Here is a 24,109-nt window from a genome sequence, read left to right on the forward strand (position 1 = left end):
GGTGCTGGCCTGCTGCCATGAGCGCTCTTGCACGACGGCCGGATGGCCTCCAGGGCAGTCCAGCGAGGTGGCGTGAAACGGTCATCGAAGTGGCTTGTAACTATGGCTGGTTCGCCGGTGTGGGGGATCGGTAGCGGGTGGGGTGAGGTGTAGCTTGAGGCCTTCCCTTTGAGCCCTCGCGGAGGTGCGCGCCCGGTGTCCCGGTCTTTTGTTCACCTGCACAATCACACCGAATACTCGATGCTCGATGGTGCTCAGAAGCTCAAGCCGATGTTCGCCGAGGTCGCGAAGCAGGGCATGCCTGCGGTGGCCATGAGCGACCACGGCAATATGTTCGGCGCGTACGAGTTCCACCAAGTGGCCAAGGGCTTCGAGGACGTCAAGCCGGTCATCGGGATCGAGGCGTACGTCGCTCCGTCGTCGCGGCGCAACCGCAAAAAGGAGTTCTGGGGGCCCGGCGGGCAGCGCGCCATGTCGGATGACGGCGAGGGCTCGAAGGATGTGTCCGGCGGTGGCCGCTTCACTCATATGACGATGTGGGCGACGGGTGCGCAGGGCCTGCGCAACCTCTTCTACCTCTCGACGGAAGCCAGCTACACGGGTCAGTTCCCGGCGGGCAAGCCCCGCATGGACATGGAGCTGATCAGCGAGCACGCTGAGGGCATCATCGCGACGACTGGTTGTCCGTCCGGCGCGATCCAGACCCGGCTGCGCCTGAACCAGTACGACGAGGCCCGCGAGGTCGCTGCCACCTACCAGGACATCTTCGGGAAGGAGAGCTACTTCCTGGAGCTGATGGACCATGGGCTGTCCATCGAGCGGGAAGTCAGGGAGGGTCTGCTGCGTCTGGCCAAGGACCTGGACATCCCGCTGCTGGCGACGAACGACGCGCACTATATCCACGAGGGCCAGGCCGACGCGCACGACAACCTGCTGTGCATCGGTGTCGGCAAGAACAAGGCTGACGAGAAACGGTTCCGGTTCCAGGGCAGCGGCTACTACCTGAAGACCGCGCAGGAGATGCGGTCCCTGTTCTCCGAGCTGCCGCAGGCGTGCGACAACACGCTGCTGATCGCCGAGCGGATCGGCTCGTATGACGAGGTCTTCGACTACGTCGACGAGATGCCGCAGTTCCCTGGCGTGCCCGAGGGGGAGACGCAGGAGTCCTGGCTGCGCAAGGACGTCCTCAAGGGGCTCGCCATGCGCTACGGTGACCCGGTCCCTGCTGAAGTGCTGGAGCGCTTCGAGACCGAGATGTCGGTCATCGGCCCCATGGGGTTCTCCTCGTACTTCCTCGTGGTCGCAGACATCTGCAAGTACGCCCGCGACAACGGCGTCCCCGTCGGACCGGGCCGTGGTTCGGCCACCGGCTCGATCGTCGCGTACGCGACCCGGATCACCGAGCTGTGCCCCCTGGAGCATGGCCTGCTGTTCGAGCGGTTCCTCAACCCCGAGCGCATCAACCCGCCCGATGTCGACCTCGACTTCGACGACCGCCAGCGCGACAAGATGGTGCGCTACGTCACCGAGAAGTACGGCGACGCATACACCGCCATGGTGAACACGTTCGGCAAGATCAAGGCCAAGAACGCGATCAAGGACTCCTCCCGGATCCTTGGCTACCCGTTCTCCCACGGTGAGCGCATCACGAAGGCACTGCCGCCGGACGTCGGGGGCAAGTCGATCCCGCTCGACGGCATCTTCGACCCGGAGCACCCGCGCTACGGCGAGGCCGGCGAGATCCGGCAGATGTACGAGAACGAGCCGGACGTGAAGAAGGTCATGGACACCGCCAAGGGTGTCGAGGGCCTGCCCCGAGGCACCGGCGTCCATGCGGCCGCGGTCATTCTGTCCAAGACCAGGCTGACCGATCGCATCCCGCTGCACATGCGGGCCTCCGACGGCGTGAAGATCACCGGCTTCGACTATCCCTCGTGCGAAGCCATGGGCCTGATCAAGATGGACTTCCTGGGCCTGAGAAACCTGGGCGTCATCGACCACGCCCTTCAGAACATCCGGGAGAACCGCGACGTCAACCTCGCCACCGTCGACCCGATGAACGGCGACAAGGACACCATCGTCATCCCCCTGGATGACAAGAAGACCTTCGAACTACTGGGCCGAGGCGACACCTTCGGCGTCTTCCAGCTCGACGGCGGCGGCATGCGCGCGCTCCTCAAACTGATGGAGCCGACCCGATTCGAGGACATCGCGGCAGCCCTGGCGCTGTACCGTCCCGGCCCCATGGCCGCCAACGCGCACACCAACTACGCGTTGCGGCAAAACGGCAAGCAAGAGCCCGACCCCATCCACCCAGAACTCAAGGAAGTCCTCGACCCGATCCTGGGCAGCACCCACCACCTGCTCATCTTCCAAGAGCAGATCATGGCCATCGCCCGGACCCTCGCCGGCTACACCCTCGGCGGCGCCGACATGCTGCGCCGCGCGATGGGTAAGAAGAAGCCCGAGGTCCTGGCCGCCGAGTGGAAGAACTTCCACGCCGGTATGACAGGCAACAACTACTCGGAAGAAGCCACCAAGGCGATCTGGGACGTCATGCTCCCGTTCTCCGGCTACGCGTTCAACAAGTCCCACACCGCCGGGTACGGGCTCGTCTCCTACTGGACCGCGTACCTGAAGGCCAACTACCCGGCCGAGTACATGGCGGCACTGCTCACCTCCGTCGGTGATGACAAGGACAAGGCCGGTGTCTACCTGGCTGACGCCCGCAAGCTCGGCGTCACCGTCCTCGCGCCCGACGTGAACGAATCCCTGGCCGAGTTCGCGGCCGTCGGCGACGATGTCCGCTTCGGTCTGCTCTCGGTGCGCAACGTCGGCGAGAACGTGATCGAGTCGATCATCCATGCACGAAAGTCAAAGGGGAAGTTCACTTCGTTCCAGGACTTCCTCGACAAGGTCGACCTGCCCGCGTTGAACAAGCGGGCCATCGAGTCACTCATCAAGGCCGGCGCGTTCGACTCACTCGGGCACACCCGCAAGGGGCTGTCCGCCGTGCACGAGATGGCAGTCGACGCTGTCGTGCCGCTGAAGAAGGCCGCCGCGTACGGGCAGGACGACCTGTTCGCCGGCTTGGGCGGCACCGACAGCGGCGACGACTCCGGGTTCGGTCTCGATGTGAAGATCGGTGAGGAGGAGTGGACGCGTAAGCACCTCCTGTCCACTGAGCGCGAGATGCTCGGCCTGTACGTCTCCGCTCATCCACTGGACGGCACCGAGAACATCCTCGCCGCCAACCGCGACACCACGATCGTCGACCTGCTGTCCTCCGGCCGCACCGAGGGCATCGTGCGCCTGTCGGGCCTGATCACCAGCGTCCAACTGAAAGTGACCAAGCAGGGCAACAACTGGGCGATCGTCAACCTTGCCGACCGAGACGGCACGATCGAAGTCCTCTTCTTTCCCGCCACGTACCAGCTCGTCGCAGGTGCGCTTGTCGAAGACAGCGTCGTGTCCGTCCAGGGGCGCATCAACGATCGAGACGGCTCGGTCAGCATCTTCGGACAGGAGCTGCAGGTACTCGATGTCACCTCAGCAGAGCGCACCGGAGCAGCGCCCGTAGTGCTTACTTTGCCCTACCACCGCATCAACGAGCCCGCGGTCAAGGAACTCCGACGGATCGTGAAGGCTCACCCAGGCGAGAACCCGGTCCACCTCTCTGTGCGCGGAATGCAGAAGACGGTCGTCTACCGATTGCAGACCACCGTGAACGCCACCACAGTCGCGTCCGACATCAAGGCCTCATTCGGACTCGACGCATGGCAGGGGATCGCGTGAACGACCCGAGCGCCGAGAACGAGGAAATCCACCTGCGGGTCGACACCACTCCGCCGTGCACACGATGCGCAGGACCAACCCTGCTGCTGGCCCGATTCCCACACTCCTGGAGAAACACCAACGGGCAAAGAATCGAGGGCCTGCGCGAGAGCACCCTGTGCTCGGTCTGTGACCGGGGGAACAAGGATTCCGATGCCTTGTTACAGCTCCTTACGGCCTGCGACACACTCGACGTCACCGACTTCGAACCGTTCGGAGGTTTGGTAGCTGCGTGGGTCGAGTCGTTACGCCAGGAATATGTCGATCTTGACCTTCTCGCCAGCGAGCACGAGCAATGGCAACGCTGCGAGCTCTGACCATTCGATGACGGCGATGGAATCCCGCGCCCCTCGCGCACGGCCGAGGAGGAAAGCGAGACGTCCTTGCCGGCGGCCCTGCTCGCTCTCCACACGCGCGGGGGCCGCGCCCGACACCGCGGAGCCTGTCCGTGGCCGTCGGGCGCGTCCTCTACTGCGACGAGATCCGCCGGATCCTGCACGGCGAGGAGTAATAGCGCCAAGCCTACGTCAAAACCATCCCATTTCGTCTTACTGTGCGACATCTCAGATATTGATCGCGAGACTCGAAGGGATGGTTATGCGCACAGTCAGCGCCTTGGCGCTTGCCGTGGTCGCGGCCGTAGGCCAGGTGGGGCTCGAAGCCACCGCCTCGCACGCGGCAGGCGGGAACATCACCACCGCCTGCTCAGGAACGACCACCGGGACCGAGTTCACGTTGACAGCGGACTGCGACACCACCGCGACGCTGACCGTGCCGGACGGGTTCACCGTCAATGGAGCCGGGCACACGATCACCGGCCACGATCCCGGGATCGCCCCGGAGGGCGCGTTCCACGGACCGGTGGTCACCAACGCCGGCAGCACGATGAATCTGACCGATCTGACCGTGCGCGGCACCGGCTTCGCCTTCCACTGCGACAACGACAACCCGACCGTGGGCGTGCAGTTCAGCGACGCCAGCGGAACGATGTCGGACGTCAAAGTCCTGGACATCACGCAGCACTCGGATTGCCTGACGGTGCACGCCATCCTGATCCGCTCGGCCACCAGCCAGCAGACCGTGACCATGAACAACGTCACCGCCACGGACTTCCAGCGCACGGGCCTGCTGGTGATGGGCAAGGCGACGGTGAACGCCAGCAACAGCACCTTCGGTCCGCCAGACCTGACGGTCCCCAACCCCGGCCGGCTCGCGCAGAACACCATTCAGATCGGCTCACCGGCCCTGGCGGGCCCCACCAGTGGAACCCTGACCGGGAACACGATCATCGGTGCGGGATTCGGCGCCCCCACCAATGTGTCGACAGCGCTCCTCCTGGCCAACGCGACCAACGTGACCGTCAGCCACAACACATTCGGCGGCATGGGCACGGACGTAGGCATCGCGCTCTCCAACAGCACCGGCGTCACCATCGATCACAACGCGATCAACCGCACACCCGCACGGCCGGGATTCGTCGATGACTTCGGGATCGGCGTCAGTGCCGACGATGCCTCGCGTCCGACCACGACCCTTGTCTGCAACAGCTTCTCCGGCTGGAAGCAGAACCTGGACAACGTCACCCAGCCACCGTGCATCACTACGGGCAGTACCATCCCCTGCGCCACCGTCGACCAGCCGTTCACCACCACGCTGGAAGCCTTCACCGAGAATCCCAACGCCAGCCTGACCTGGCGACTGGTCTCCGGGGAGCTACCGCCAGGCCTCACCCTGGCCGCTGACGGCACCGTCTCCGGTACGCCGACCCAGACCGGCACCTTCCCGGTGACGATCTCGGTGTCCGACCCCGTCGACGGGACCACCACGCAGGAGTTCACCTTCTGCGTCAACCCGCAGCGAGCGGCCGAACTCGCACTGACCAAGCAGGTGGTCTCGCAGGGTCCGTTCCGCGTCGGGGACCAGGTCCAGTACGCCTACACGGTCACCAACACCGGCAGTGTCGCCCTGAACAACGTGACGGTCACTGACAACCGGGTGGCAGGCGTCACCTGTGAGGCGACCACGCTCACCCCCGGGCAGAGCGCCTCCTGCACCGGCACGCACACGATTACCCAGGCCGACGTCACGCCGTGCAAGCAGGTCAAGGAGCGCGGCGGGGACCATGGCAAGGGCAGGCACAAGGTCATGCGCTGCGAGGTCACCAACACGGCACAGGCGACGGGAACCGACCCCCAGGGCAACCAGGTCACCAGCAACCAGGCCACGGCCACCATCACCGTGAAGGTGGAGAAGAAGAAGGAGAAGGAAGCGGAGCACTGCCGCAAGCATCACGGCGGCCACTCGAAGGCCTTCGGCGGGGGCGGCTGTGACGACCATGGCGGTCATCACCGTCGGGTAGCCCAACAGGCATAAGCGGGCCCGGTCGATCCGGCGGCGTTCCAGCAGGCTGGGGAAGAAGCTGCCGGTGCGGACCTTGGGGAGCCAGACCCAGGTCCCCGGCCTGCGTGTTCAGCGTCTTGCTGCGGTGCCGTTGCGCAGGTTGGGGCGGGTCTCGGTGTGCTCGCCGGGCTCCGCCCCGATGAACGTGGTGGCCTTGGTCTCGATCAGCTCCTGCAGGATCCGTGGGCCAGTGCCCTGATCAACTCGATTCCGTCCGCGGTACGCAGTGACTCCATCAGCCGGAGTGAGTCAGGCTGGGACAAGGCCATCGTGTCACCTCTCTCAACGAGCTTCTCTACTCGGGGAGTTGTGCGATGGCCGTTCCATTCCCGTAGGCAGGCTGGGTGAGGGCCCAGGAGCCGTGTCGGACACCACGCGCATGCCCAGCCCGCGCACTCGGTAGATGCACGTGTCATCGCCCCACAGCGACGCGTCCGCCGTCGCATAGGGTCCCCGTGCGTCCGTGCCGCTCTCCACGATGTCCATGTCCACTCGGATCAGCCGGTTGGCCGGCGTGATCTGGCCGCGGTACGTCCAGGTCGTCTCGCGGCCGGGCAGCACCGGCTCGAACCGGGGGTGTGGGATGCCGTCAGCGGCGCCGCGCTCGAGCAGGTGGTACTGGAGCAGTTGGCACATGGCCTCGACGCCCAACGACCCAGGCTGTACCGGGTCCTGGAAGAAATGCGCCCGGAAGAACCACTCGCCCGGGACCACTTCCTTCTCCGACCGCAGCCGCCCGAGCCCCCTGCTGCCCCCGTCCGGCCAGGAGCCGGTGATCCGGTCGAGCATCAGCAGCATCGGGCCCGGCAACCGCGGTTCCCCGGCGCAGTAGCGAGCGGGCCGGGAGGTCAGATCGACCGTACGGTCACAGGGCTCGTCGAGACGGGCCCGGTCCTGGGCCGACACTGTGAGGCCCTGCTGGTGCTCGAAGGCCGACGGCGGGAAGTAGCCGAAGGCCGTGGACAGTTCGAACAGCGGCACACCGCCGGCCGTGCATCTCACCCGGAACGACTCGATGATCATGTTCCCGCTGTGGGACACGCGGGTCAGTTCAGCGTGGGTGCGGACCGTACGTGTCGCCGGAGTGACCTCACCGGTGACCGTCCCCGACCCGTCGAGGTTGCGGAACAGCAGGTCCTTGTCGGTGGTCAACGCGCTGCCCACGTATGAGGCCAGCCACCCGCAGGGTTGCAGCGCGATCTCCATCAGGACGGCGAACGGCATCGCATGGCCGCCGCTCTGCTCGAAGTACCAGGCTTTCGCGGGGACGTCGTACTCGGCGACGACACCGCTGCCCTCCCGCATGCCGCCCTGCGGACCGTCCACCGAGACGATCCTGCTCATGAAGTGGTAGGGGGGACCGGGCAGCCGCGCGACCTTACGGGTGCCGTCGAAGGGCTCGTACGCGGTACCGAACGCCTCACTCGGTCTGCCCCAGGCACACGCCAGCAACGAGGCGTAGTCGAAGGGGAGTCCATCGGCTGCCGTCGCCACCGGCTGTTCCTCTCGGTGTCCGGCCAGTCCGCCGAGCAAGGGGAGCGGCACCGGTGTACCGCTGCTCTGCACGAGGGGCGGGCCCGAGCGTCGCCAGTGCGACAGTGGCCAGTCGGGCACCAGCCTCAGCGCCACGTCCCGGCCCAGGAACGCAGGCCTCCCGTCCACCGAGCCCAGCACATCGGCGTACAGCGTCGGCACCGGACCGGCCGAGACTCCGCGTACGAACACTTCGTAGACGACCCGTCGGCCGGCCGGGGTCGCCTGGCCCCGGCACATCGTCTTGCAGGGGTGGCCGTCGGCGGGCTCGAAACGCCAGCCGTCCCGGTCGACGGTGAAGCCCATGGCGGCCAGGTAGAACGCCATCGCTTGCAGACCGCCCTGGAGCAGCAGGGTGCCCGGCATACAGGGGTCGTTCTTGAAGTGCCCCGCGAAGAACCAGTCGTCCGGTGACAGCGGGGTCTCGGCCCGCAGGTAGCCGCGGCCCCACGGCCCTCCGTCCGGGTCGAACGCGGTCACCTCGTGCAACAGCCGCAGACGGCCGTCGTCCAGCCCGGGTGAGCGGACGTGGGCCGCTGTCGCCTCCCAGCCGGGGCCGAAGCAGTCCGCCGGCCGTCCTTGCGCCAGTGCCCGCACCCGGTCCGCGTCGAAGCGGGTCCGCGCGCAGCGCACGGCGGGCGGGTCGAACGGTAGGTCGTCGCCGGGCGGCCGCTCGGCGGGATCCCACCGCACCCCGCCGCTGGCCGCGAGCTCCTCCGGGGTGAAGAACCCGGCCTGGCCCTCGCGGACGCTGAGCCGGAGTTCGCCGTCCACGTAGCAGTGGTAGTGGAAGAAGGACAGCCGGACGCCTCCGTGCTCCGCGTGGCCGTCGACGTGGATCTCATAGCGCAGGGTGTCGCCCGCTTGCGGCGGGCTGCCGTGGTACGTCACTTCGCAGCCGAGCAGCCGGTAGGCGCGCTCGCCCCGGTTGAGGAGGTCGACGCCCAGCCAGCTGAGCAGGAGCAGATCCGCCTGGCCCGCCTCGATCAGCAGTCCGGGGGGCATTCGTCCGGTGGAGTCCAGGTACCAGCTGTCGGGCAGGACGTCGGTCTCCGTCCAGATCGTCCCGTCGGTGCGCACCGGGCCGGGCGCGGCGAGCGCCGCGGGCACGGCGTCGATGCCGGTGACCCGGTCCGCGAGCAGCATGGGCGGCTCGGGCATCCGGGTCTGCACCGCGTACGCGTCCTGCTCGGCGAACCGCGGGCCGAACAGCGTGGAGATCTCCCGGGAGGCAAGGTGCTCCAACTGGGCGCGGTCGAACTTCGGCCCCGGCCTCAGGGGTGGTGTGGGTGCCGCTTCCGGCGGGGGAGTGGGCTGGGATGCCGAGCGAGGCGCGGGCGGCAGGTGGCCGGACGGCGGCCAGGCGGGCGGACGCGGTGCCGGGAGGCCTGGTGGCCGTACGCGAACGGGCACGGTGCTCCGCAGGGCCCTGACGGCGAGCGCGGACGTCTGCAGGAACCGCTGGTGGGCCTCGGTGTGCCCGGCGATGACCTCCTGGTGCAGTGCGGCGACCCGCCGGCTCTGCCGGAGGACCACGGCACGGACGCCCGCCGCCCGCTGTTCCTGCCCGTCCGAGTCCGTCGGCCGGACGTCCGGCAGGCGGCCCGGCCCCGCGGCACCGGGGCCGGGCACGGCAACGCCGCCCGGTGAGTCGGACCGGTCGGCCTCCAGGTCCGGCACCGGCGCCAACTCGGGGGCCCGGGGCAGAGTAACCAGGGGCGGCTCCAGCGGCGGCAGACACGGAGGCGCGGGTACGGGCACGGCGATGGTGGGCCCGGGACGCGGGACTTCGACGGCGGCCTTCGCGAGCTGGGCGAACAGCTCCTCGGCGCGTACCGGCACCCCCGCGACGACGAGTTCGGCCACCGCCAGACAGGCCTGCCGCAGCCCGGTGTCGCCCGGGGCATCCAGTGCGACGGCCACATGGTCCCGGTCGCCGAGTACGCGTTTGATCCAGCCGGTGCACAGCTTGCGCGGCCCGTGCTCCACGAAGACCCGGGCACCGTCGGCCCACGCCTGCTCGACGGTGGCCGCGAAGTCGATCGTGTTCAGTCCCTGTGCGGTGAGTGCCTCGGCTGCCCGCTCGGTCGTCGGCCGGTACGACTGGCCGGTGGCCCCGCTGTAGAACCGCACACCGGGCACGTCGACGGTGGGGTGGTGGTGGGACTTACGCCACACCTCTCGGATCTCCGCCAACTCCGGTGCGTGGGCGGCCAGGTCGTAGTCGAGCTCGATCGCGCGGTCGGCGCCGATCCTGGCCACGACGGCCGCGCACGCGCGGGACTCGCCGCCGATCACGCAGACTCCGGGCGCGTTCACGGCCATCAGATGGACTGCGACCTCCTCGGCGAGCTCGGCACGGACCGCCTCCAGGGGCGCGCTGACCAGATAGCTCGACCAGCGGCGGCCCCGGACACCCAGACGCTCCCAGTGGCGGCGGACCGCGCGAAGTTCACCGGTGAGTTCGGTCGTGAACAGACCGCTGTCCCGGGTGGCGTCGTACAGCCCTGCGGCGTCCGGCCAGGCACCCAGCGCCATCAGGGCGGCCGACTCCCCCGAGGAGTACCCGAGAGCGGCGTCCGGCTGAAGCCCGAGCACCTCCCGGGTGAACGCGGTGTGGAAAAGGGAGAGTTCGGCGGCGGCCCAGATCTGGTCGAGCACTCCGCGCTCCGCCCGTGACCGCGGCCGTGCACCGATCGCGCCGTGCCTGGCACGGACGGCCTCGCCGAGCGACGGCAGCGCGAGCATCAGCTCGTGGCCCATGCCCGGGTAGGCGGCCGAGCCATTGGTGTACACGAACGCGGTCTGCCCCGTCACCGGCTTGTCCCGGTACAGCACATCGGCCGGACGGGTCCCGCCCTCGGCCAGCCAGCGGCGGGCGGCCTCCTTGCGGCCCGGCAACGCGTCGTCGTCGGCCACGAGGGCCAGCCGGGCCGGTCCGGCGTCGGACTCCGCACCGCGCTCCAGCGCGGCCAGCACCTCCCAGCGGTCGGCCCCGGAAAAGACGTGCAGGCGTGGAGCCGGGCCCCGCAGCCACGGCCGGGCGTCTGCCGCGCGCAGCCGGACGCTCGCGGTGGGCCCCTCCAGCGATGTCACTGTTGCCTTCGCGGTATGCGGGACGGTCGCGGTGTCCGCGGGACCATCTGGACACGGCACCGCGTGGTGCTGGAGCGAGAGCGCCGCGACCGCGACGCAGACCAGCCCGTACGCGGCGTGAGCGCGCCCGAAGGCCGACGCCGGATCGAACAGCGCTTCAGGGCCGTCCCCGATGACCATGTCGGGTGCGTCGGCGCCGTCCTCGTCGAGCAGGGCGACGACGGTGTCGCCGTCCCTGCGCGCGGTGTCCAGGGATTTGAGGATCAGGACGACGGCCGCGTCCCCCGGTTCTTCCTCGCGTCCGAGCTGGTGCTGGGCGGCCCGATGCACCGCCTCGCAGGACAGGTCGGTGGCACCGACGAGCGCGGCGTCGACCTCCCCCGACCGGATGGCCCGGGCCGCGAGTTCCAGCGCCACCAGGCCGGACGCCTCCTCCGCCGAGACCGCGAACCCCGGTCCCGCCAGGTCGAGTTGGGTACTGATGCGGTTCGCCGCGAGGTTCGGCAGGGTGCCCACCACCCCGTCCGCGGTCATGGGCGGCACGAACGCGTCCCGGGCCGGGCCCACCGACGCCGCCGTGGCGGGAAGGCCGGCCTGCTCCAGCCAGTGGGGAACCCGCCAGCGGGCGCCCGCTCGGGCCACCTCGGGGTCCACTCCCATGCCGATGACCACCATGGTCCGTTCCCGTGGCAGGGACACCGACCGGACCGCCTCCCGGGCGGCCTCCAGCACCAGGAGCTGATGGCGCACCGTTCGCTGCAGAGCCAGGGGCGGGAAACACAGGTCCTTCAACTCCACGGAGACCTCCCTGGCGGGGCCACGCCGCTCTCCGCTCAGCACCGCCCGCCGGAAGTCCTCGGTACCGGTCCCGTCGCCGACTCGGGCGCCGACGGCGACGATCGCCACCGCAGTACGGCCGCCCGGCGAATCCCGCACCCGGGCCGGGGCGGGCACGGTGTCCACGGGGCGGGCCGGTCGCGGTACGGCGGACACCGGGTCGCCATCCGGAAGGTCCACCACCAGATGGGCGTTGGTCCCGCCGAACCCGAACGCACTCACCGCCGCCCGGCGTGGCCCCGACCACGGTTCCGGCGCGGTCAGCACTCGCAAGGGTGTGCCCGCCAGCGCCTCCAGCGGCCGTTCCACGCCGAGCGTCGCCGGGCGGACCCCCGCACGCAGGGCGCCGAGCACCTTCAGCAGCCCGGCCACACCCGCCGAGGCCAGCAGGTGCCCGACGTTGGACTTCACCGAACCGATGGGCACGTCGTCACCGGCCCCGAACACCCGGGCCATGCCGCGCGCCTCCACCGCGTCCCCGACCGGCGTCCCCGTCGCATGGCACTCGACGAGCGACACGGTCTCGGGCGCGACGCCCGCCGCGTCGTACGCCAGGCGCATGGCCCGGACCTGACCCTCCTCCGACGGACTGATCAGCCCGGCGCCGCGCCCGTCGTTGGACAGTCCGACACCGCGGATCACGCCGAGCACGGGCAGCCTGGCGGTACGGGCCTCGGACAGCCGCATCAGGGCGACGAACCCGGCGCCCTCGCCGTGCACCAGCCCGTCCGCGTCCCGGTGGAAGGGCCTGCTGCGTCCCGTACGGCTCGTCGCGGACAGCCCGCAGAACCCCATGTGCAGATAGAGGGGGTCCGCCCGGCTGACCGCACCGGCCACCATCAGGTCCGCCGTGCCGTCGTGCAGCCGGTCACACGCCAGCTTCACCGCATACAGCGACGACGCGCAGGCGGCGTCCAGGGACCACGCGCCCGCGCCCAGCCCGAGGGCTCGGGCCGCGAGCCGGGCGGGCAGCCCGGACGAGAAGCGGTTTCGGGCGTCGGGCCTCTCCCGGCGCTCTCCCGTCAGCAAGGCGTCTCGGAGCGGGGGCTGCTGGGCGGACAGCCAGACGTGCTCGGCGAAAGCCGCCCCTGTGGGCGTCGGATAGGACAGGTTTCCCAGCACCAGCCCCGCGCGCGGCAGAGGTCCTTCGCGGCCCGCCTCCGTGAGCGCCTGCCGGACGCCGTACATGACCCAGTGGAAGAGCGGGTCCAGTGACAGGATCCGCTCCGGGGCGATCCAGAAACCGCTCGGGTCGAAGACGGACTCGAACCCCCGTACGTATCCGCCGACATCGGTCCAGGTGCGGTCGGGGTGGTCGTCCGCCGAGCCCATGGCCCAGTGGCGGGGCAGCCGCCACCGGCCCTCCGGGATGGCCGACAGACTGCTGCGGCCCGCGGCGATGTTGTCCCAGAACGAGTCCGGATCCAGCGCGTCGGGCAGCACACAGCCCCGGCCGACGACGGCGATCGGTTCGAATTCCATACGCAGGTCTCACTTCACGGCAGGGCGGGGCTGTTTCGCAGGGGCTCTGGCTCGGCAGGGGCCGGGGCTCAAGAGGGGCGGCGGACGAGTTCCACGCCGAGCAGTTCCAGACGGACGGTCCCGTCGGCGTCGATCAGCGCCGCATCGCAGCGTGCCCCCGTGCTGTGAACCTTCCGTCCCCGCAACACACAGCGCACGGTGCCGTCCACGGGGCCGCGCCGGTGCACCCTGCACTCCGCGACGGCCATCGGCAGCGTCGCCGCGCCGAGTTCCTCCTGCGCCCAGACCAGGGCGAGTTGGAGCGCGCCGTCCACGGCGGCCGGGTCGAGCGGCCAGTGCTCACCCGGCCATTCCAGGACGCGTACGCCTGCGACGACCGCCTCGCCTCCGTGCTCCGAGACACCGTGCAGCGAGCGGACGCAGTGGAACCGGGGGCCGTGGAAGAGGCTCTCCCCGTCGTACAACTCGGTGCGGTCCAGCGGCTTGAGGCCGTCCGGGCTGCCCCACTCGGCCGGGTCCGGCTCTTCGGCCCCGGTGTCCAGCACGGCCCGGAAGTGCGCGACCCCGCTGTCCCCGCGCAGTTCCGCCTCCAGCCCCGACGGCGAACCGGCCGCGCCCCGGCTGCCGTGCACGGTGAGCCGATGGCCTGGGCCGGCCAGTTCGGGCAGGGCGCACTTCTGGTACACCCGCACATCGCGCAGGACGAGGGGGCCGTCACCCGGCAGCCAGGCGGTGGCCGCCCCCGCGAACCAGTTCAGCACCATCGCCACGGGCAGCATGGGAACCCCGGTGATCGCGTGGTCGGACAGTTGCGGCGCGCTGTCCGCCCGCACCAGAAGCTGCGCCGGACACGGATCGCCTGCCGGGGACAGGGCCGCCGGATCGTTCCCGGCCGCCAGGACGACGCGGGCCTCACCGGCTGTGCCGTCCAACTCGGCAGTGAAAGCGGCCGCTCCCTGCTCCAGAGGGATCAGCGGAACCCCGGACCGGCCGAAATGCCCGGCCAAGGAGGGCGTGACCATGCCGCCGCGCCACGGACCCCAGGCGACGCACCGCACCAGGCAGCCGGGGCGGCGGGCCTGTTCGGCGGACGCCACCTGCCCCAGGATCTCGTTGGCCATGGCGTAGTCGCTCTGCCCCGGGTTGCCGAACACGGCGGCCACCGAGGAGAACAGGCAGATCACGTCCAGCGGATCGTCCGCCGTCGCGGCCAGCAGTGCGCGCAGACCGTCCACCTTGGTGGACATCACCTGCTCGACCTGCTCCTCGGTCTTGTCGGCGATCCGTTTGTCGGCCAGCACTCCCGCGCCGTGCACGATGCCGGTGACCGGCCCCCACGCGTCACGTACGTCACGCAGCGCGGCGGCGACGGCGTCGCCGCCGCGGACGTCCACCTGGACGTATCGGACGGGGGACCCCGCCTCCTCCAGGGCCGTCAGCGTCGCCCGTACCTCGCGCGCGGCCAGGATCTCCCGGGCCCGCGCCGCGATCCGGGCGGGCGAGGAGTCAGTCGCCTCCTCGATGGAACGCTGGGCGAGCAGACGGGTGAGGGCCGGTTCGTCGGTGGCCGACGCGAGCCCTTCGGGTTCGGGAGCCGGTGCCGTCCGGCCGAGCAGCACGATCCGCGGACGGTGGGTCCGTGCCAGGTCGAGCAGCGCGGCGGCGGTTACCCCGCGGGCCCCTCCGGTGGCCACGATCACCGACTCCGAGGTGATCCGCCGGATGCCGCCGGGAACCAACGGCACGGGTACCGCCCGCAGGGTGGTGCGGGTACCGTCCGCCCGGAGACCGACCTCCAGGTCAGGGCCGCCTTCGAGCAGCTCCCGCACGATCGCCTCGGCGACCTCCTCGTCGCTGCGGACACCTCGCTCGCAGTCGACGGCCTTGACCGAGGCGCCCGGCCACTCCTTCGCCGCGGTCCTGGTCAGACCGGCGACGCCGCCCAGCCAGGCCCGGTCGGCTGCGTGGCCGCCGAGCCCGAAGTCGCCTCCGGTGTCCTGCACGGTCACGAACAGTCCGCCCCGTTCGGCCGCCTGTGCCGCCACGGTGCGCGCCGCGCGGAACACCGACCGGTGGACCGCCCGCGCATCGTCCGGCGCGCTGCTCCCGGTCAGCCCGCCGAGGTGCACGACACCGCGCGCGTTCTCGGGCACCTCGCCCACGGCGGTGGCGTCCACGCCGCGCTCCGCCAGTTTCCGCGCGACGAGGTCGCTGATCGCGGCGCGCTCGGAACTCCCGTCCGTCACCACGAGCGGCCCGTCCAGGAGCCCGGCCGTCGCCAGGCCGGACGCCGGTGACTCCACCGAGCGCGGCACCAGCCTCGTCAGCGTCGTCTCCTGCCCGGACGCGGTGCGCATGGCGGGGATCTCCGGGACGGCGGGGGACCCGGGCACGGCCGGTGAGTTCGGCGCCGGGGCCCCGGGCGGCCGGCCGGGCACGGTGAGCGCCTCGACGATCTCGCGCAGCGTGCGGAGCTTGCCGAGTTCTCCGACGTCTCCCGTCGCCACGTCACCCACGCTGCGGCGTACCGCCGACAGGATCTCGACGCGCTTGATCGAGTCGACTCCCAGATCCGCCTCCAACTCCATGTCCACGTCGAGCATCTCCGCCGGGTAGCCGGTGAGCTTGGCCACCACCGAGATCAGTAGTTCCTCCAGTTCGGGCGCCGACAGAGGCGCGGCGTCGGCGGCCGGCGCCGGGGGGTCCACGGGGGCGGCGGCCGGGGTTCGCTCCTCGGCGGCGACCGGTGCGGGCGAGGGCGCCTCACCGGGCTCGGCGGGCACGCGGGCGGGGGTGGTCCTGGGAACGCCGGCCGCCCCCAGGGCCGGTGTCATGGGTGCCGGAGCCCGGCGGGGTTCCGCAGGACGGGGGAGCGGCAGCGGTGCCGGGAGAGCCGGGGCGTCGAGTGCACCGTCGACGTCCTGCACCCCGAGCATCGCGGCCAGGGTGGTCTCGGTCATCCGTAGAAAGGCCATGTGGCTGTCGGTCAGCATGCGTTGACAGGCCGCGTGCGCCTGAGCCGTCTGCCGCTGGACGCTCTCCACCGCGGAATACCACTCGGCGCCGAGGGGGGCCCCGGCCTCGGCACCGTACGTGGGCACGGCACCGTACGTGGGCACGGCGTCGTACGCGGGCGAGGGGTCGTGCGACGGCTCGGCTCCGTACGTGGGCTCCGGTTCCCGGGCGGGCGCCGCCTCGTACGCCGACGGCTCCGAAGCGTGCGCCGGGATGGGGATGTAGGAGGACATGGGAGCCGCCGGGATGGCGGACGCGGGTGCGGGATGCGGGTGAGGATGTTCCGGCCGGTTTTCCCACGCGGGTGCCGAGGGCAGTGGTTCGGTGGTTTCGGTGTGAGGCGGATAGAGCTGACCGTAGTTGGCTCCGCTGATCTTCACGGTCATCCGGGGCACGCGCTCCTTAACTGAGGGGCCGGGCGAGGCGTAAGGCGCCCAGAGGGGATCGAAGTCGAGAGGGATACCGCGTACCGCGAGTTCGCCGAGCGCGGTGTGCAGGGTGCTGACTCCGGACCGGTCCGACCGGTCCAGGGGGACGGCCGCGTGCTCGCGGTCACCGAGGATCTGTCCGACCAGGCCGGTCAGCGCGGTGCCCGCGCCGACCTCGACGAAGGTCCGCACCCCCGCCGCGTACATCGCCTCGATCTGATCCTGGAAGAGCACCGGTGAGGCCAGGTGGTCGGCGATCCGACGGCGTACCTCGTCGGGCGACGACGGGTACGGTGCCGCGTCCGCGTTGCCGTACACCTCGATCCGCGGCTCCGTGAGCGGGACCGTGCGCAGGAACGTGGCGAGCGGCTCACCGGCCGGGGCGACCAGCGGGCTGTGGAAAGCGGTCGACGTGGTCAGCCGGCGTGTGCCGACGCCCACGGCCGCGAACGCCTTCTCGGCACGCACGACCGCCTCCGTGGTGCCCGAAAGCACCACCTGACGCGGGGAGTTGTGGTTGGCCGACCAGATGTCGCCGACCGTGTCAGCGGCCAGCACCGTCGCCACCCGTTCGCGGTCCGCCGCCACGGCCAGCATCGCGCCCGGTACGACGGCCGCGTCCCGCATCAGTTCGCCGCGCCTGCGGGCCAGACCGACCAGCGCGTCGGCGTCCAGAACGCCCGCGCAGTGCAGCGCCACCAGCTCACCGAAGCTGTGGCCTGCCACGCAGTCCGGACGCAGTCCCAGACGCCGCAGTACGTCCAGCAGTGCCAGCGCGTGCACCGCGAGCGCGGGCTGCGCCCACTCGGTGGCGGCCAGACGCGCCGCCTGGGCCGCGCGTCCCCCGTCGGTGGAGGCGGGCGGCGGGAACACCACCCTGTGCAGGGGCTGCCCGTCGAACGTGGCACCGCCCAGCCGGTCCCACACGGCCTGGGCGGTCGGCGCCAGCATCGCGAGGTCGGCGCCCATCCCGACGTACTGGGATCCCTGCCCCGGAAACAGGAAGGCGAGACGGCCGGACGCGGGCTCCCCGCAGGCGTACCGGACGCCGTTCGGCGTCGCGAACGCGGTGCCAGGCCGCTGCCGGATCAGCGTGAGCGCCTGCGCGTACTTCTCCCGCAGATCCTCGGTGTCCGTGGCGACGACGGCCAGCCGCACCGGGTCGGTGGGAGAGAACGCGCTGTGGCTCTCCCGGGCGAGCGCGGCCAGCGGACGGCCGCCGTCCGTTTCCGGTGGCACCAGATCGGACGGTGACGAGCCGCTGAACAGGACGAGTTCGCTCGGCGCGGAGCGATGACGCGGCGGCACCCGAGCCGGGGTGCCCGAAGGCACGTACTCCTCCAGCGTGACGTGGAAGTTGCTGCCCCCGAAGCCGAAGCTCGACACCGACGCCCGGCGCGGATGACCGGGGGGCCGCACCCACGGGCGGGTCTCGGTGTTGACGTAGAACGGGCCGTCCGGGGCGGCGGCCGCCGGGACCGGCCGGTCGACCTTGATGGTCGGCGGCAGCACCTTGTGATGCAGCGCCATGACCGCCTTGAGCAGCCCCGCCGCCCCGGCCGCGCACTTGGTGTGCCCGATCTGCGACTTGACCGAGCCGATCGCGCACCACTGCCCGTCCGTACGCCCGGACGCCTCGTACACCTCGCGCAGTGCCGTCAGCTCGGCGGCGTCCCCGGCCTTCGTGCCGGTCCCGTGTGCCTCGACCAGCTCCACGGTCTGCGGACCGTAGCCCGCCTGCTCGTAGGCGCGCCGCAGAGCCCGTGCCTGACCGCCCGGAAGCGGCGCGTAGATCGCGGTACTCCTGCCGTCGGACGAGGTGCCGATGCCCCGGATCACCGCGTGGATCCGGTCGCCGTCCCGCTCCGCGTCGGACAGTCGCTTCAGTGCGTACATGACGACCGCCTCGCCGAGCATCGTGCCGTCCGCCGCTTCTGAGAACGGACGGCAGTCACCGGTGGGGGAGAGCGCGGGCGTCTTGGAGAAGCACAGGAACATGCCGATGTCGTTCCCGGTGTCCACACCTCCGCTGATCACCAGGTCGGCTCTCCCGAGCGTCAGTTCAGCGACCGCCGTGGACAGGGCTGCCAGGGAGCTGGCACAGGCGGCGTCGGTGGTGTGGTTGATGCCGTGCAGGTCGAACCGGTTGGCGATCCGGCCCGCGACGACATTGCTGAGCAGGCCCGGGAAGGTCGATTCCTGCCAGGGGCTGAAGTGCGCCGTGATGCGGTCGCACACGGCCTGCGCCTCGGCCTCGGCCAGACCGCTCTCCCGCAACGCCTTCAGCCACACCGGGCGATGGGCGCGCCCGTACATGTGCGGGAGCAGTTCCAGGGCGGCCGCGCCGAGGACGACGCCGATCCGGTCCCGGTCCACGCCCGACAGGCCGCCGGCGTCGGCCAGCACTTGGTCGGCGACCATCAGGGCGAGCAGTTGCGAGGAGTCCGTCGCAGACAGGTTGGCGGGCGGCACACCGTACGCCAACGGGTCGAAGTCCACCTCCGGAAGGAAGGCGCCCCGGCGGGCGTACGTCTTGTCGGGGGCGGTCGGGTCCGGGTCGTAGTGGTCCGCCACCAGCCAGCGGGAGGCGGGCACTTCGGTGATCAGGTCCCGGCCGCCGGTCACGATCCGCCAGTAGCCGGCCGCATCCGTCGCGCCGGGCACCAGGGCGCCGACACCGACCACGGCGACCGGTACATGCCCAGAAGAAGAGTCGGACACGGTGTCTCCTTGGAGCTGGACGGCTGCTGCTGACACCTCCGGGGCACCGGGGCCGCTCATGCCAGCTCGCACGGGGTGTAGGCGAATGCCTCGGATGGCAACGGCACTCCGTAGGTGCGTAGTTGATGGGCACGGGTGAGCACCGCGGCGCCTTCGAGCAGGTTGAGCGCGATCTGTACCACGGACCGGTTCGCCGGGTCGGCCAGGAATGTGCCCGCGACCCAGCGGTTGAACGCGCCCATCGCGGGCCCGCACCAGATCTGGTAGTCGGTACGCCGGGTGGCCTCGCCGGTGATCGCCCACCGACTGGAACTGCCCAGGTACCAACGGAAGACCAACGCCATACGGTGCTTCGGATCGGCCTTCGCACGCGTGATCTCCGAGGGATCGCGCCGCTCCCAGAACGCGCGGGTGCGCTGCCAGGCCTCGTCGAAGGAGGCGCGCAGCACGTCCCGTTCGATCGTGGCGCGCAGCGCGGGAGGGATCTCCTCCAGCGAACCGTGCGCCCGGTACGCCGCGTGGAGCCTGCCGGCCCGCTGGGCGAACATCGTCCCCCGCGAGAGCACTTGCAGCGTGACACCCAGCTCGAACATGTCCGCCGCCGGCGCCATGGCCACATCGGCGACATCCGCCTCGCAGAGCATCGCCTTGGCCTCTTCGGACAGGCCCGCCTCGACGGCCGTCTGGTTCACCGACCCGACGACCACGTAGGAGGCGCCCAGGGCGAAGGCGGCGGCCACCGCGTCCGGCGTACCCAGACCGCCGGCCGCGCCGATCCTGACCGGCCGGGGGTAGCCGAACCGCCGGCACAGCGCATCGCGCAGCAGGACGATCCTCGGCAGCAGGGCCGACAACGGCCGGTTGTCGGTGTGACCTCCGCTGTCGGCCTCCACGGTGATGTCCTCCGCCACCGGCACCAGGGCCGCCAGGCCCGCCTCCTGCGCGGTCAGCTTCCTCTCGGCGACGAGCCGGTCCAGCAGAGCGGCCGGCGCGGGCGAGAGGAACTGCCTGGCCACCTCGGGCCGGGAGACCTTGGCGAGGATCCGGGTGCGCCGGACGATCCCGCCATCGGCGCCCCGGCGCAGTCCTCGGGCCGAGCACAGCACGACGGCCGGGGTCAGCTCCATGAACGCCGACGCCGAGATCCGGGGCACACCGCAGCGCAGCAGCAGCTCGGCGACGCGGAACTCCAGCGCGGGTTCGGCCGGGGAGTGGATGAGGTTCACGCCCCAGTTCGGACGGGACCGCAGGTCCCGGGCCAGCGCGTGCACGGCCCGCTCCACCTCGGCATACGCCAGGCCGCCGGCGCCGAAGAACCCGAGCATCTCCGCCCGGGCCATCGCGGACACCATCCGGGTGGTCGCGATGCCGTTCGCCATCTCGCCCGCCACATAAGGGAAACGGACGCCGTGCGCCTCGCAGAAGGTGCGCCCGCCGAGCCACTCCGGGTACAGCGGCGGCAGCGTACCGAGGAGCGGGCCGTCGGGTACGGGACCGGTCGCGAGCCCCAGCTCGCGGCCGGTCCGCCCGCTGACGATGTGGACGGGTTCCCGGATCCGTCGGGCACGGGCGGCGATCTCCCCGAGGGAGAAGACCGGCAGGGACGCGGCGGGGGCTTCAGGGGCGGTCAGGACGGGCACAGAAGGGCTCCAGCGGGAGAGGAGGTCTGCGGGTCAGGCGTACCGGGCGGACGGGAGGGCGGCGGTGGGCGTGGGGGACGGCCCGGTGGGAACCGAGTCCCTCGGGACCAGGCCGGACCACAGGTAGTCGAGGTCCACCCGGCCGGAGGCCGCCGACGGACCGAACAGGGCCCGGACCCTGGTGTCGTCGAAGCGCCGCCGGTGGGTCAGGTAGGCCGTCAGACCCGGGTAGAAGTCCACCAGCGCCTCCAACGCCGAGGGGTGGTCCGGCTTCGTGGCGACCAAGTCGATCGACAGGTGAACCAGCCGTTCCAGCAGGGTCACGATCGTCCGCACCGGTACGTCGCGGTCATGGACGACGTGGTACGTGTCGACTCCGCCCGAGGGCGTCCGGCCGGCCAGCCGCACCATGAGCTCGGCCGCGTGCTCCACCTGCATCAGGTTCAGTCGGCTGTGCGGATGACCCACCAGTCGGATGCGGGGACGGCCGCCCGGGTCGGTGCCGCCGTGGCCCGGGTTGCCGGGACCGGCGGTGCGTCGTGCGTCGCGCAGGATCCGCTCGATGACCTGAAGCGGATGCGAGGGCAGTTCCGGGTGCGGCGGCAGGTCCGTGACCAGGATGCTCGGCCGCAGCACCACGACCGGACGGTGGTGTTCCCGCGCCCACGCGTGGATCAACACCTCCGCCTCGTACTTGGAGCGTTCGTAGGCGTTCTCGAAGCCGTACGCGTCGTCCAGCTCGTCCTCGTACGCCACCCCCTCACGCCGACTCCCGGCCACGAAAGCGGTACTCACGTGGTGGACCACGGGTCTTTCGCCTCCGGCGGCGGCCAACTCCAGGACGTGCCGCGTCCCTTCGACGTTGGTACGACGCAGTAGGGGAAGGTCTCCCTCGAGGTTGATGCTGCCGGCGCTGTGCCAGATCGCGCCGAGACCGTCGGCCAACTCCTGGAACGCGCACCTGGACAGTCCCAGTCTGGGCTGCTCCAACTCGATCTCCACCACCCGCAGCCGGTCGGGGAGTTCGGCGACGAACGGCTCCGCCGCGCCGGTCAGTGCGAAGAACCGGGTGATGCGGTGCAGCGCGTCACCTGACCTCGCATGCACCAGGACCGTCACCGACCGGTGGGTGTCGAGCAGACGGCGCAGCAGGCGCAGTCCGAGGAATCCGGTGGCGCCGGTGAGGGCGACGTGCATGACCTTGGCTCCAAGGGTTCCGAAAGGGACAGGACCATAACCGCCTGAAGGCCCGGGCCATTGCGGCGGCCGGGGAGCGAGATGCATCCGGTCGTCCCACGGCGTGGCATGACGCCGGCGGTCGCGGCGCGCGCGGCCTGACCAGTCCGGCGCGCACACAGTGTCAGACGGCGGACACTGATGAAGACCCCGATCCTCCCGGCTCACCCGAACGGGGTATCCAGGCCACGGTCCGCGTGTCCCGCACAGCCTCTCGGAGCCCCCGCCGCGAGCCAGGGCTCCCGGCTGTACGGACGCGACGGGAGTAGTTGAGGCCCGAGCGGGCCGCGTGGAGGGCCGTCCTCCTTTCGGGTGCTCTCGCGGGATGCCGAGCCCAGTGGGCAGGAAGGGAGCGTGTACTTCGGGGGCTGCGGGCGCATACGGCCGTGCACCGCGACCGGATACAAACCGTGCTGATTCAGCCCGAGTTGACGTGTTCGGCGTCGCTGGGGATCGGTCGGCGGCCCTTCCGATGGTCGCCGGTCCCGGTTGGTCGGGTCGGCCGAGCGTCCGGCCGTGCCCCGCCTGCCCGTCCGTCGGCATGAACTGGAGTTCCCCGATGCCCGAGTCCGTTCCGTCAGCCCCGTCCGTTCCCTTCCCCAGCCATCCCACCCACTCGCTCGACCGCGCGTTCCTCAGCATGGAACGCCGCCACCCCGAACTCCGCTGGGACGCCGGCGGGGTCGCGCACCTGAGCGGTCCACCCCCGAGCCTGGCAGACCTCCGCGCGTACGTGGGCTTCCGTCTGGGCCGGTTGCCCCTGCTCACGAGCCGGGTCGAGGGCGGTACGCGGCGCCCCCGGTGGCGACCGGACGCGGACTTCAGAGTCGACCGGCACGTCCACGAGGTGGTCGCGAAGGACCCCGCGGGGTGGGACGCCGCCCTGCACACCGCGATCAACGCGCCGTTCACGCCCGGCACCTACTGGGGGATCTGGCTGGTCCACGGCCATGCGCCCGACGAGTACGCCCTGTGCTACCGCTTCCGCCACGCCTGCCAGGACGGTTCGGCCGCCGCGATGACGTTCCGGACCATGCTGGGCCAGGGTGAGCCCTCGGCCCGCCCGGTGCCGAGGAAGGGGCGCCTGGCCGGTCTGCCCCGGCGGGTGGTCACGGCGGTCGGCCTGGCCGCGACGTTCACGGCCGGCTCTCTCGCCGTTCGTGGCCACCGTCCGGCCGTCCCCTTCACGGGAGAGCGGCGGCTGTGGCGGGGCCGGGTGCCGGCGGACGCCCTCCGCCGGATCGGTACGGCACATGGCGGATCGGCCCACGACGCCCATCTGGCCGCTCTCGCCGGGGCATTGTCGGCCTGGTCGGCCCGATCCGGCGTACCGCTTCCTCGGGTGACGGCACTGCTGGCCGTCGACGCACGCCGCCCGGACGAGGAACAGACCTGGGGCAACCGCTGCTTCGCCCTGCCGTTGGAGCTGCCCGTGCAGGCCGCCGCGGAACGCGGTACCGCGCCCCAGGACGGTCACTCGCCCCTGCGGCGACTGGAGCATGTCATGGCGACGACCCGGAAGCTGCGGAGCCAGGCATGGCGGCAGGCCGTTCAGGACATGGTCCGCTACATGCCGGACCGCCCGACCGAGTGGTACCTGCGAAGGATGCTCTCCCCACGCGTCGTCGACGTCTTGGCCACATCCATGCCGGTCGCCGACAAGGGCAGCCTGGGGGACGCCCAGGTGACGAGCGTCGCCCTGCTCCCCCTGCTCCAGCCCGGACACCTCTTCGGAGTGGGCCTGTCGTTCTTCGGTGACTGGGCCGAGGTGTCCTTCGTGGCCGACCGCGGCCTTCCGCTCGGAGAACTGCTTCCGGGACTGTGGGAGCAGGCCGTGGGTGAACTGGAGGAAACCTCGGCGCCGGTGTGAACGGGGCGGTTCCCGGG

General features: G+C 70.8%; 8 protein-coding genes and 1 pseudogene. 4 read left to right on the plus strand and 5 right to left on the minus strand.

All coding sequences use genetic code 11. The features are described 5' to 3' along the window. Window positions 1-195: 195 nt before the first annotated feature. From dnaE to ACWDEX_RS19245, 3 genes are all read left to right on the plus strand, one after another. Window positions 196-3,795 (plus strand): DNA polymerase III subunit alpha, encoded by a 3,600-nt coding sequence (gene dnaE, locus ACWDEX_RS19235; protein ID WP_450464775.1) that lies wholly within the window; start codon window positions 196-198, stop codon window positions 3,793-3,795. Beyond that, window positions 3,792-4,151, plus strand: a complete 360-nt coding sequence (locus ACWDEX_RS19240) for a DUF6300 family protein (RefSeq protein ID WP_450464776.1) — start codon at window positions 3,792-3,794, stop codon at window positions 4,149-4,151. The genes dnaE and ACWDEX_RS19240 overlap by 4 nt, the downstream gene beginning before the upstream one ends. Window positions 4,152-4,821: 670 nt before the next feature. Then, a complete protein-coding gene (locus ACWDEX_RS19245; RefSeq protein ID WP_450464805.1) occupies window positions 4,822-6,207 on the plus strand; it encodes a DUF7507 domain-containing protein in 1,386 nt (461 codons plus the stop codon). Here ACWDEX_RS19245 and ACWDEX_RS19250 read toward each other — a convergent pair. The 5 genes and pseudogenes from ACWDEX_RS19250 to ACWDEX_RS19270 all read right to left on the minus strand — a co-directional run. Then, a pseudogene (locus ACWDEX_RS19250) lies at window positions 6,166-6,503 on the minus strand (transposase); the annotation flags it as partial. The gene ACWDEX_RS19245 and the pseudogene ACWDEX_RS19250 overlap by 42 nt on opposite strands. Before the next feature lie 13 nt (window positions 6,504-6,516). Beyond that, entirely contained in the window at window positions 6,517-13,182 is a 6,666-nt protein-coding gene (locus ACWDEX_RS19255) for a beta-ketoacyl synthase N-terminal-like domain-containing protein (protein WP_450464777.1), read from the minus strand. Window positions 13,183-13,250: 68 nt separating this feature from the next. Continuing rightward, on the minus strand, window positions 13,251-19,346 hold the full coding sequence (locus ACWDEX_RS19260) for an SDR family NAD(P)-dependent oxidoreductase (RefSeq protein ID WP_450464779.1): 6,096 nt from the start codon (window positions 19,344-19,346) through the stop codon (window positions 13,251-13,253). A 56-nt stretch (window positions 19,347-19,402) separates the two neighbouring features. Next, a complete protein-coding gene (locus ACWDEX_RS19265; protein WP_450464781.1) occupies window positions 19,403-20,986 on the minus strand; it encodes a PfaD family polyunsaturated fatty acid/polyketide biosynthesis protein in 1,584 nt (527 codons plus the stop codon). Window positions 20,987-21,019: 33 nt separating this feature from the next. Continuing rightward, the gene (locus ACWDEX_RS19270) at window positions 21,020-22,183 is read right to left on the minus strand and encodes an SDR family oxidoreductase (protein WP_450464782.1); all 1,164 of its coding nucleotides are present in this window, start codon (window positions 22,181-22,183) and stop codon (window positions 21,020-21,022) included. Window positions 22,184-22,781: 598 nt separating this feature from the next. On the opposite strand from ACWDEX_RS19270, the gene ACWDEX_RS19275 reads away from it, so the two are divergent. Then, window positions 22,782-24,092, plus strand: coding sequence for a wax ester/triacylglycerol synthase domain-containing protein (locus ACWDEX_RS19275; protein ID WP_450464784.1), 1,311 nt, complete (start codon window positions 22,782-22,784; stop codon window positions 24,090-24,092). Window positions 24,093-24,109: the final 17 nt, after the last annotated feature.

This window comes from Streptomyces sp. NPDC001020, assembly GCF_053599115.1.